Origin of the sequence: Candidatus Effluviviaceae Genus I sp. (assembly GCA_016867725.1) — a bacterium.
In the GTDB taxonomy this organism is placed as follows: Bacteria; Joyebacterota; Joyebacteria; order Joyebacterales; family Joyebacteraceae; genus VGIX01.
In genome coordinates, this window is sequence record VGIX01000055.1 from 1 (window position 1) to 9,146 (window position 9,146).

The window sequence follows — 9,146 nt, forward strand, 5'->3', positions numbered from 1 at the left end:
AGGACGGTCGCCGCCGGGAAGGCGCGCGCGACCTCCTCGACAGCAACGGCGAGCTCGCGTCGCTGCTGCTCGTCGGGCACTTGGTTCGCCGCGCAGTCGGCGTGCGCGACGACGGCGACCGCGCGCGACTCGTGCGCGCGCACGGACACGCCGATCCGCCGCAGGAGCGCGGCCTTCATCCGGGGGTCCGCCGTGCCCCCGAGGCTCCGCACCGGCCCGTCTCCCGTGATCATGTCCACATAGGCAACGCCCATTCGGTCCTGCAGGTACTTGATCACCGGGATCTGCACCCTGCCGTCCATGCAGTTCGCCGCGGTGCAGAACGACCCACCCACGCGCCCTCCTTCGTTCAGACCGCCGCCGGCCGTCAGCCGGTCGGCTTCGCCCTCCCAAGCTCCCTGACCGTGATGAGGTTCGTCCCGCCCGATCCGAACAGCGGCGTTCCGGCCGTCCAGACGACGCGGTCTCTCGCGGACAGGAGCCCGGCTTCGAGAATGAGGTCGCGGCACACGTCGAACGCTTCCTCCGCATCGTGGAGAAGGCGCGCGCAGTTCTCCTCGACCAGCCGCCCACAGTTCAACGGGTAGACGCCGAAGCTCAGCACGAGCTTCCTTCTGTTGATGTCATCGTGCGCCGCGCCGAGGATCGCGACGTCCGGCCGGAGCCGCGCGATCATCCGCACGGTCCTCCCGCTCGCCGTCGGCGCCACGATCGCGCGGTACTCGGCGCCGCTCGTCGCGAGGTCGCAGGCGGCGAGCGACACGCTGTCCGTCATCGGCTGGCTGAGGCACTGCGCGAGCTTCTCGCCGTAGAACCGCTCGAGCCACGCGTCGTTGCTGCCGACCGCGCGGTTCATGGACTCGACGAGGCGCTCGCGCGTCCTCGAGAGCTCCGCCTGCGAGCCGGAGAGCACGTCGCGGAACCGCCGCTCAGTGAGCGTCCGGAGCGCCTCGCCTGTCGGGCGCTCGGACAATCCAAAGCGCTCCAGGTGCCGCTCGGCCGCCTCCGCGATCTGGACCATCGTCCCGACCGCCTGGCACGGGAAGCTCCCGGACGCCGTCTCGTCGGAGAGCATGACCGCATCGGTGCCGTCGAGGATCGCGTTGAAGACGTCCGAGGCCTCGGCGCGTGTCGGCTCGGGGTTCTCGGTCATCGAGTTCAGCATCTGCGTCGCCGTGATGACGGGCTTCCCGCGCAGGTTGCACAGCCTGATGACCCGCTTCTGGAACCCCGGCACGTTCTGCGGCCCGATCTGCAGGGCGAGGTCGCCGCGCGCGACCATGACGCCGTCGGCCGCGTCCAGGATCCGATCGAGCTCCCCCTCGCGCGCCGCCTCCTCCCGCTCGATCTTCGCGATGACCCCCGGCGCGAGACTCCTGGCCAGCTGCCGGACATCCTGCTCGGACACGCCGCGCAGCCGCTCGGCGAGACGCCGGCACATCCCGTCTTCGATGTACCGCTTCGCCTCCTCGATGTCCCGCGCGCTTCGCACGAACGAGACGGCGACAAACGCGAGGAAGCTCCCGCAGCTCCGGTGGCTGAGCGGATGCTCGGACCAGTCGATGAAGTGCGTGAGCAGGAAGTCGAGCGCGACCTTGTCGTCCTCCTGGAAGGTGTCGAAGTCGAACGAGAGCCGCTTGAACGTGACGCCCTTGCCGTCCTGGAGGACCCCGTCGTCCTCGGCCTCGCAGACGATGTGCTGCGGCTCGACCGCGAGGAGCCTGAGCGTGGCCGACCCGTCCCCGATCTGCACGAGCGGGCGCTCCCTTCCCGTGCGGTACTCGTCCAGCTTGGCCGCGACCCGTCGGTCCTGCTCGCCGATGGGGCAGCCGTAGACGTTGATCACGGCGCCCGGCGCGCCCTTCGTGAACGCCAAGCGGATCCGGTCGCCGGCTCGCACGGGGGCGGGACCGCCGACGCCGCCAAGGCGCAGCTTCGGCCCTGGCAGGTCCGCAAGCACGGCCGTGGCGGGCAGACGCTCGCGGTTCGCGCGAAGCCACCGGAGGATCCGGAGCTCCCTGCAGTCGGGGTCGGGCGCGCCGTCCCGACGGCGCTCGAAGAACGACATGTTCAGCCGGAGGAGGTCGATGCGGTACCCCCCGTCCTCGAAGAACCACTCGAGGAAGGTGTTCCAGTCGTCCTCTGTCCCGCTGAACTCGACCGTCCGCTCGCCGTCCGGGCTCGAGACCCGGTTCGTGAGCCCGCCCAGCGTCGCGACGATCTTCGTCCTGAGCCGCGTGCCGTCCCCCGCGCGGATGTGCATGCCGCACCGCCCTTCGTCAGCCTTCCGCCATGAACCCGGCGCACTCCCTCACGTCGCGCCTGCTCCCGATGAAGAGCGGCGTGCGCTCGTGGAGCGTCCTCGGGACGATCTCCAGGATCCGCCGCCGCCCGTCGGTCGCGGCCCCGCCCGCCTGCTCGGCGATGAACGCCAGCGGCGAGCACTCGTACAGAACCCGCAGCTTCCCGCTGGCGTGCGCGCTGTCCGCAGGATACATGAAGATGCCGCCGTAGAGCAGGTTCCGGTGGAAGTCGGCGACCAGCGAGCCGACGTACCGGCTGCTGTAGGGCCGTCCGTCGCTCGGTTCGCTCGCCTTCAGCCACTCGACGTACCGCCGGACGCCCGGCGCCCACCCCGCCGCGTTCCCCTCGTTCGCGCTGTAGATGCGCCCGCGCTCCGGCATCCTGACGTTCGCGTGCGACAGCAGGAACTCGCCGATGCCCGGGTCGAACGTGAACCCGTGGACGCCCTCCCCCGTGGTGTACACGAGGATGGTGCTCGGACCGTAGATGACGTAGCCGGCCGCCACCTGCCGTCCTCCCGGCTGGAGGCAGTCCTCGACCGTGCCGGGTCCGCAGCCCGTCACCCGCGGCAGGATCGAGAAGATCGTCCCGATGTTGACGTCCGCGTCGATGTTGGATGAACCGTCGAGCGGGTCGAAGTTCACCACGTACTTGCCGCACTCGCATCCCTCGTGTGGCGGAATGACGTCCTCCGACTCCTCCGACGCGCAGACCGCGAGCTGCCCCGTCTGCGCGAGCGCGCGGTGGATGACCTCGTGCGCGAACGCGTCGAGCCGCTGGACCTTCTCGCCGTGGACGTTCCGGACACCGTCCCAGCCGAGAAGATCGGTCAGGCCCGCCCGCACGACCTCGCGGTTGATGACCTTGCAGGCGATCGCGAGGTCCGTGATGAGTCCTGTGAACTCGCCGCTCGCGCCCGGGTGTCGGCGTTCCTCAGCGAGGACGAACTGCGACAGCGTCATCGGGACGAGGGACATGGCGCACCTCCGTCACGGTCGGGACTCCGGGCGCGGGTTGCGCCCGTGCGGTCCGGCTTCCCGCGGCAGCCCCCGAAGCTCCTGCGCCGCGCGCATCGCCGCGGCGACACGCTCCACCCGGGCCTGAGGGAGCCCCAGTCGCCCGGCGACCGCGGCCGTCTCGCCGCCCGCGACCAGCTCCTCGAGCACCCGGTCGAGCACGCCGCTCTCGAGGTCGAGCAGGTACACGTACTTGTCACGCACGCCCGGGATGATGCCGGGGGCCGGCGTCTTCCCGCGGATCCGCTCGGGCACGCCCAGCGCTTCGGCCGCGCGCAGGACCTCGGTCCTGTAGAGCCCCGCGACCGGCATGATGTCCGCGCAGTCGTCCACGCCGAAGCGCGTGTAGATGCCCGTGAGCTTCTCCGTGCGATTCGCCGCGCCGGCCACGAGCAGGTTCTCCCTCTCGGCGCGGAAGTAGAGGAAGACCATCCTCATCCGGTGGCGCGCCTTGAAGTGCGCCGCGCTCCGCGAGACGACGGCGCTGCGGCTGCCACGCTGCCCGCCCTCGAGCGGGTCCTCTCGGCTCACCAAGCGCCGAAGCCCGTACGCCGCCCTCACGACCGCGGCGCGGAGGAACTCGCCGGGCACCTTCGAGAGGACGAAGTCGTACACGCCGAGCGCGTCGAGCGCCTTCGTCATGTCGTGGGTGTCGAGGCGCACGCCGAGCCAGCGGGCGGCGAGCTCGGCATCGGTCCGGTCCTCGGCCGGCCCCTCGCGCTCGGGAAGGAAGAAGCCCTTGACGCGCTCCGCGCCGACGCCCCGCACGCAGAGCGCGGCGGTCACCGTCGAGTCGAGCCCTCCGCTCATCGCAACGGCGATGCCCGAACGCCCCGACTCCTCGAGCGCGCGGCGCACGAACTCCGCGATGCGGTCGCAGGCCCCCAGGACTTCGGCGCTCTCCAGCATGGCCGATCCCCTCCGACGGCGTCACCCGCGCGTCGGCCGCGGTGTCATGCTCTCCGGCATCTGCACCGTCACCACCCTGCCCTCGGCGCACACCTCCCCCTCGGCCGAGAGCGACGCGCGCACGATCACCTTGCGTCCCTTGATCTCCTCGACCCTGCCGCGGACCGTGAGCGGCACGCCGAGAGGCGTCGGGCGCAAGTAGTCCACGTGGAGCGACGCGGTCACGAAGCGGAACGCCGGCAGCGTGTCCATCGCGCGTCCCTCGTCGCGGTACATCGCGGCGGCCGCCGTTCCCGTCGCGTGGCAGTCAATGAGCGACGCGATGAGGCCGCCGTACACGTAGCCGGGGATCGCCGTGTGATAGGACCGCGGCGTGAACACCGCGACCGTCTCATCGCCGTCCCAGCGGCTCTTGAGCTGATACCCGTGCTCGTTGAGCCGCCCGCACCCGAAGCAGTGGCTCACGTCGTCGGGGTAGTAGTCCTGGAAAGCCCTCTCTCCCATCGCGTCCTCCGCCTCGTCGCAGCCCGGCCGCCGTCGCCGCTACCGGTCCTCGTCCTCCACAACCTCGGCGTCCTCCGAAGGGGCCCGCGGCAGCTCCAGCAGGGACTCGGTGTCGCCCGACGGCAGCTCCTCGACCTGCCTGAGCTTGCGTTCCATGGCCCGGGTGCGCACGTCCGTCTCCTCGACCGTCTTCGCCGCCGTGTTGAGCTGCTTCCTGAGCTTGTCGAGCACGCCGCCGAACTTCCCGAACTCGGTCTTCACCGCGCCCAGGATCTGCCACACCTCGCTCGAACGTCTCTCGATGGCGAGCGTGCGGAACCCCATCCTGAGGCTGCTCAGGATGGCGGCGAGCGTCGTCGGGCCGGCCGCCACGACGCGGCAGGTGTGCATCAGGCTCTCGAAGAGCCCGGGTTCCCGGAGGACCTCCGCGTACAGGCCCTCCGTCGGCAGGAACATGATGGCAAAGTCGGTCGTGTTCGGCGGGTCGAGGTACTTCTCCTGGATGTCCTTGGCCGACGCCCTGACGGCGCGCGAGAGAGCGGCCGCGGCGGCCTTCACCCCGTCGGCGTCGCCCTGGTCGGACGCCTCGACGAGGCGCTGGAAGTCCTCCTGCGGGAACTTGGAGTCGATCGGGAGCCAGACGCAGCGGTTCGGGGCGTCCGCCGGACCGGGGAGCCGCACGGCGTACTCGACGTTCTCGCGAGTGCCCTCCTTGGTCTGGACGTTCCTGTCGTACTGGTCCGGCGTGAGGATGTCCTCGAGGATGGCCCCGAGCTGCACCTCGCCCAGGGTTCCGCGGGTCTTGACGTTCGACAGCACCTTCTTGAGATCGCCCACGCCGGAGGCGAGGCTCCGCATCTCCCCGAGACCTGACTGAACGGCCTCGAGCTGCTGGCTCACGAGCCTGAACGACTCCCCGAGTCGCGTCTCGAGCGTCGCGTGGAGCTTCTCGTCAACGGTCCTCCGCATCTCCTCGAGCTTGGCCTCGTTGCCCTCGCGCAGCTGCTCGAGCTTCGCGTCCACGGTGCCGCGAAGCCCCTCGAGCCTGGTCTCGTTCGCCCGCGCCAGTGTCTGGATTTCACCGGTGACCGCCGTCAGCGCTTCCCGCTGGGCGCTCCCCATCTCGCGCATCGTCGTCACGACGAGCTCCGCGCCGCCCTTCTGCGACCTCGCGAGCTCCTCGCGAAGATCCCGGGCGGCGTCGCTCGCTTCCCGTCTCGCCTGGCGGAGTTCCTCCTGAAGCGCGGCGACGAGCGCGTCGCGCGAGCCGCCCGAGAGCGCCCGCGACATCCTCCACAGGAGCGCCAGCGCGACCGCGAGAAGAACCACGCAGACCACGAGGAGAGCAAGCATGGAGTCCCTCCAGGAACCTCAAGCCGACCGCCGACCCGCCGACGCATGCCGTCGGAGCACCCCGATCACCGCCGCTAGCTCCCGCCCAGCGCGGTGATCCACTGCACCAGGAAGACCAGGAAGCCCGCCGCTGCGGCCACCGCGACCACACCGAGCACGGCGCCCGCCGTCCTGAGCGGGCTCATCTCCTGGCGTTCGAGCGTTGCGATCTCCTCGAAGGGGACCCGCAGGCGCTCCCCCACCAGCTCGCTCTCCGAGACGGACACGACCTCGAACGTGAGAACGCGGCCGTCCGTTGTCGTGACTCTCACCTCTCGACCCACGAGCTCGTCCGCGTCGTACTGCGGCAGCGGGGCGCCGACATACCGCGCGCACGAGACGCAGAGCGTAGCGGTGAGCATCGCGATCCACGTCCGCCAGCGCAACGCCGCTCTGTCCGTCATCAGCGCTCGCGCCATCGTCATCGCTCCTCCATGGTCGCGGGCGCAGCAGCACATCCTGCGGAGGTCAGCCCCCCGGCCCGCCCGCCAGCGGTCTCGAGCACTTCACCCGCCACGCGGGACTCCAGTCATCGAGCGCCCGCGAGCAGTCCCGCGACGCGCCCGGCCCAGAGCCGGGCGCGCTGCGCGTCTGTGCGGTCATTGGCCTTCCCCGCGCTGCCCGGCATTCTGCCCGGGAAGGCATCGCACGCGACGGGCTCGAGGCCGTGCCGCGTCATGAGCGGCGTCAGGAACTTCGCCCTCGCCTTCTCCGGATCCTCGATCGCGATCCCGCTCGAGAGGAACACGGCCAGGTGCGTCCCCTTGAGGTCCTTCCGCGCCAGGAACGCCTTCGCCTTCCGGTAGACCATCCCCATCCGCACGCCTGCGCCCAGCACGACGCCGTCGTAGCCCGAGAGGTCAGCGACCTTCGCGCGCTTGAGGTCAACGACCTCGACGTCGTGCCCCGCAGACCGCAGCGTCTCCGCCACGACCTGCGCATAGCGCTCCGTGGCGCCGCCCGCGGTCACGAAGGCAATGAGGGTCTTCACGCTCATCGCGCTCTCCCTCCATGTCCGCATCGCCCCGGCCGCCTCAGGACCCCGCGAACATCAGCGCGTACGAGACGAAGATCACGACGTCCGGCACGAAGTGGATGAACCACGGCCACAGCATCCCCCGCGTCTCGAGCATGCTCCTGCCGATGAGCCAGGCCAGGAACCCCGTCATCAGGGAACCGGCGGGCCCCGGCGGCGAGCCGTGCAGCCAATGCGCGAGGCCGAAGAAGACGGCGGCGATCAGGAGCGTCTGCGTCTCGCCGATGACGTCGTGCAGCGTCGAGAGGATGCTCGCCCTGAAGTACGTCTCCTCGGTGAAGGCGTTGATCGCCGCGAAGAGCACGGCGGCCGGGACGAGCGGGAGCGCGCGCACGACCATGTCGCGCGTCGGCGCGATGCCGATCACCGTCGGGACGAGGACCGCGAGCCCAGCCGCTCCCCCGAAGATCCACCCTAACGCCCTCCAGGATTCGCCTCCCCGGATCCCAAGCCATCGGATCGGCCCCACCGGCGCGTCCAGCCGGCCGCGGGCCAGGAAGAACGCCCGTCTGTCGCGCTTCATGAACCACAGGACGGCCACGATGGCGGCAGCGACGAGCACGTCGAGCGTCATGATGGCCGCGTATCCGGTGAAGAACGGGACGCCCGCGTAGTTGAAGCTCCCCTGGAACCGGGCCGTGCCGCGGAGGAACGACGTCAGCCCCAGGGCCAGGAAGAGCACGAGGAGCACGAGCGCGTACTGCCGGAGCGGCCGGACGCGCCGCCAGACGAGCGTGAGCGCGAGGAACGCGGCGAGGAAGGCGGCCTTCGCCCAGAACGCCCACGCCGGAGCCGCGCGCCCGAGCGACGCGACGACGATGTCCGGCAGGTCCGACACGGCGAGCATGACCGCCCAGGCCGCGGCGGTCAGCGCTCCGCGTGCGGGAGAAACCACGCCCATGCCTCACCTCCTACCCACGGAATGCGAGAAACGCTGCGCCCCGCGAGGATCGCGTGCCGCAGGTGAACTGGAGGCTAGACGCTATCAGAGAAGGGCGCCGGCCGCAAACGCCGGCTGATCTCGCAGAAGAGACTGGACCCGTCCACCTCGAGGATGTCCCCTTCCACACCGAGGAAGCGACAGAGCGCCTCAAAGCCGGCCGCGGACATCGCCCCGGCGCGGAAGCCGTCCTCGCAGACGATCACGCCGTTGCCGGTCGCCCGCATGTCGATGGCACCCACAAGCCCCGCCGCCGACTGCGCCTCGAACCACGAGAGGCGTTCGTCCCAGAACCTCTCCGAGTAGCTTGAGAACAGCAGCCGACCGCCAGGCTTCGCGACGCGCAACGCCTCGCGGAGGAGCCGCTCGGGATCGACGCCGAACGCGCAGATCCCGTTCTGAACGCACGCCACGACGTCGAACGTCCCGTCGGGGAAGGACATGTCCACGGCGTCCATCAGCGCGAACTCGTAGTTCGTGCGGTCGCCGGCCTGCGCGCGCGCGAGCCCGAGGCTCTCCTGCGCCGTGTCGACACCTACCACGCGGCGGACACTGTCGGCCAGACGCAGCGCCACGCGCCCGTATCCGCAGCCGAGCTCGAGAACATCATCCTCCCGACCGACCCGGCTGAGCAGATGCTCGATCTCCGCCTCGAGGTACTGCTGTACGCGCGGCGACGCAAGCTCGTAGCACCGCCGCAGACGCGAACCCGCCAGTCGCCTGTCGTAGTAGTCGGTCACGGCAGCCTCTCGGAGCGGCGCGGGGCGAAGACGTCAGATCGCCAGGCGGTGGGTTCGACCTTCATCGCCGCCGGCTCGGCGGACTACTCCCTTGCGCGGTACCGGTCCCGGTCGGCGAAGAAGGCCACCTCCGCGTATCCCTCGCTCACCCGCGCCGAGTGCTCGACGCCCTCGGGGATGAAGTAGGAGTCGCCTCGCGCGAACGCGTGCCGCCTGCCGCCGATGACGAGCTCGATGCTGCCCGCCACGACGACGCCCCACTGGGCCCCGTGCGAGTGCGGCGGCACGACCGCGTCCGCCTCGAA

The 9,146-nt window shown here is 70.5% G+C and carries 11 protein-coding genes; all 11 read right to left on the reverse strand.

From position 1 onward, the window contains the following. On the reverse strand, positions 1-335 hold a 335-nt coding region (locus FJY74_08815), incomplete at its 3' end, for a hypothetical protein (protein ID MBM3308414.1). A 32-nt stretch (positions 336-367) separates the two neighbouring features. After that, positions 368-2,263 carry a pyruvate kinase gene (locus FJY74_08820; GenBank protein MBM3308415.1) on the reverse strand — a complete coding sequence of 632 codons (1,896 nt, stop codon included), beginning with the start codon at positions 2,261-2,263 and terminating at the stop codon, positions 368-370. Between the two features lie 16 nt (positions 2,264-2,279). Beyond that, positions 2,280-3,281 (reverse strand): class 1 fructose-bisphosphatase, encoded by a 1,002-nt coding sequence (fbp, locus tag FJY74_08825; protein ID MBM3308416.1) that lies wholly within the window; start codon positions 3,279-3,281, stop codon positions 2,280-2,282. Between the two features lie 12 nt (positions 3,282-3,293). Then, positions 3,294-4,229: an NAD(+) synthase gene (nadE, locus tag FJY74_08830; protein ID MBM3308417.1), complete on the reverse strand. Its 936-nt coding sequence runs from the start codon at positions 4,227-4,229 to the stop codon at positions 3,294-3,296. Between the two features lie 21 nt (positions 4,230-4,250). Then, positions 4,251-4,733, reverse strand: a complete 483-nt coding sequence (locus FJY74_08835; GenBank protein MBM3308418.1) for a PaaI family thioesterase — start codon at positions 4,731-4,733, stop codon at positions 4,251-4,253. Between the two features lie 39 nt (positions 4,734-4,772). Further along, positions 4,773-6,086 carry a DNA recombination protein RmuC gene (gene rmuC, locus FJY74_08840; GenBank protein MBM3308419.1) on the reverse strand — a complete coding sequence of 438 codons (1,314 nt, stop codon included), beginning with the start codon at positions 6,084-6,086 and terminating at the stop codon, positions 4,773-4,775. A 74-nt stretch (positions 6,087-6,160) separates the two neighbouring features. Beyond that, the gene (locus FJY74_08845) at positions 6,161-6,550 is read right to left on the reverse strand and encodes a hypothetical protein (protein ID MBM3308420.1); all 390 of its coding nucleotides are present in this window, start codon (positions 6,548-6,550) and stop codon (positions 6,161-6,163) included. A gap of 104 nt (positions 6,551-6,654) precedes the next feature. After that, a complete protein-coding gene (locus tag FJY74_08850; protein MBM3308421.1) occupies positions 6,655-7,122 on the reverse strand; it encodes a hypothetical protein in 468 nt (155 codons plus the stop codon). A gap of 37 nt (positions 7,123-7,159) precedes the next feature. Next, positions 7,160-8,062, reverse strand: a complete 903-nt coding sequence (locus FJY74_08855; GenBank protein MBM3308422.1) for a CPBP family intramembrane metalloprotease — start codon at positions 8,060-8,062, stop codon at positions 7,160-7,162. A 74-nt stretch (positions 8,063-8,136) separates the two neighbouring features. After that, positions 8,137-8,841, reverse strand: coding sequence for a class I SAM-dependent methyltransferase (locus tag FJY74_08860; protein MBM3308423.1), 705 nt, complete (start codon positions 8,839-8,841; stop codon positions 8,137-8,139). 83 nt (positions 8,842-8,924) lie between these two features. Then, positions 8,925-9,146 (reverse strand): cupin domain-containing protein (locus FJY74_08865; protein MBM3308424.1); only part of this gene is annotated, 222 nt, incomplete at its 5' end.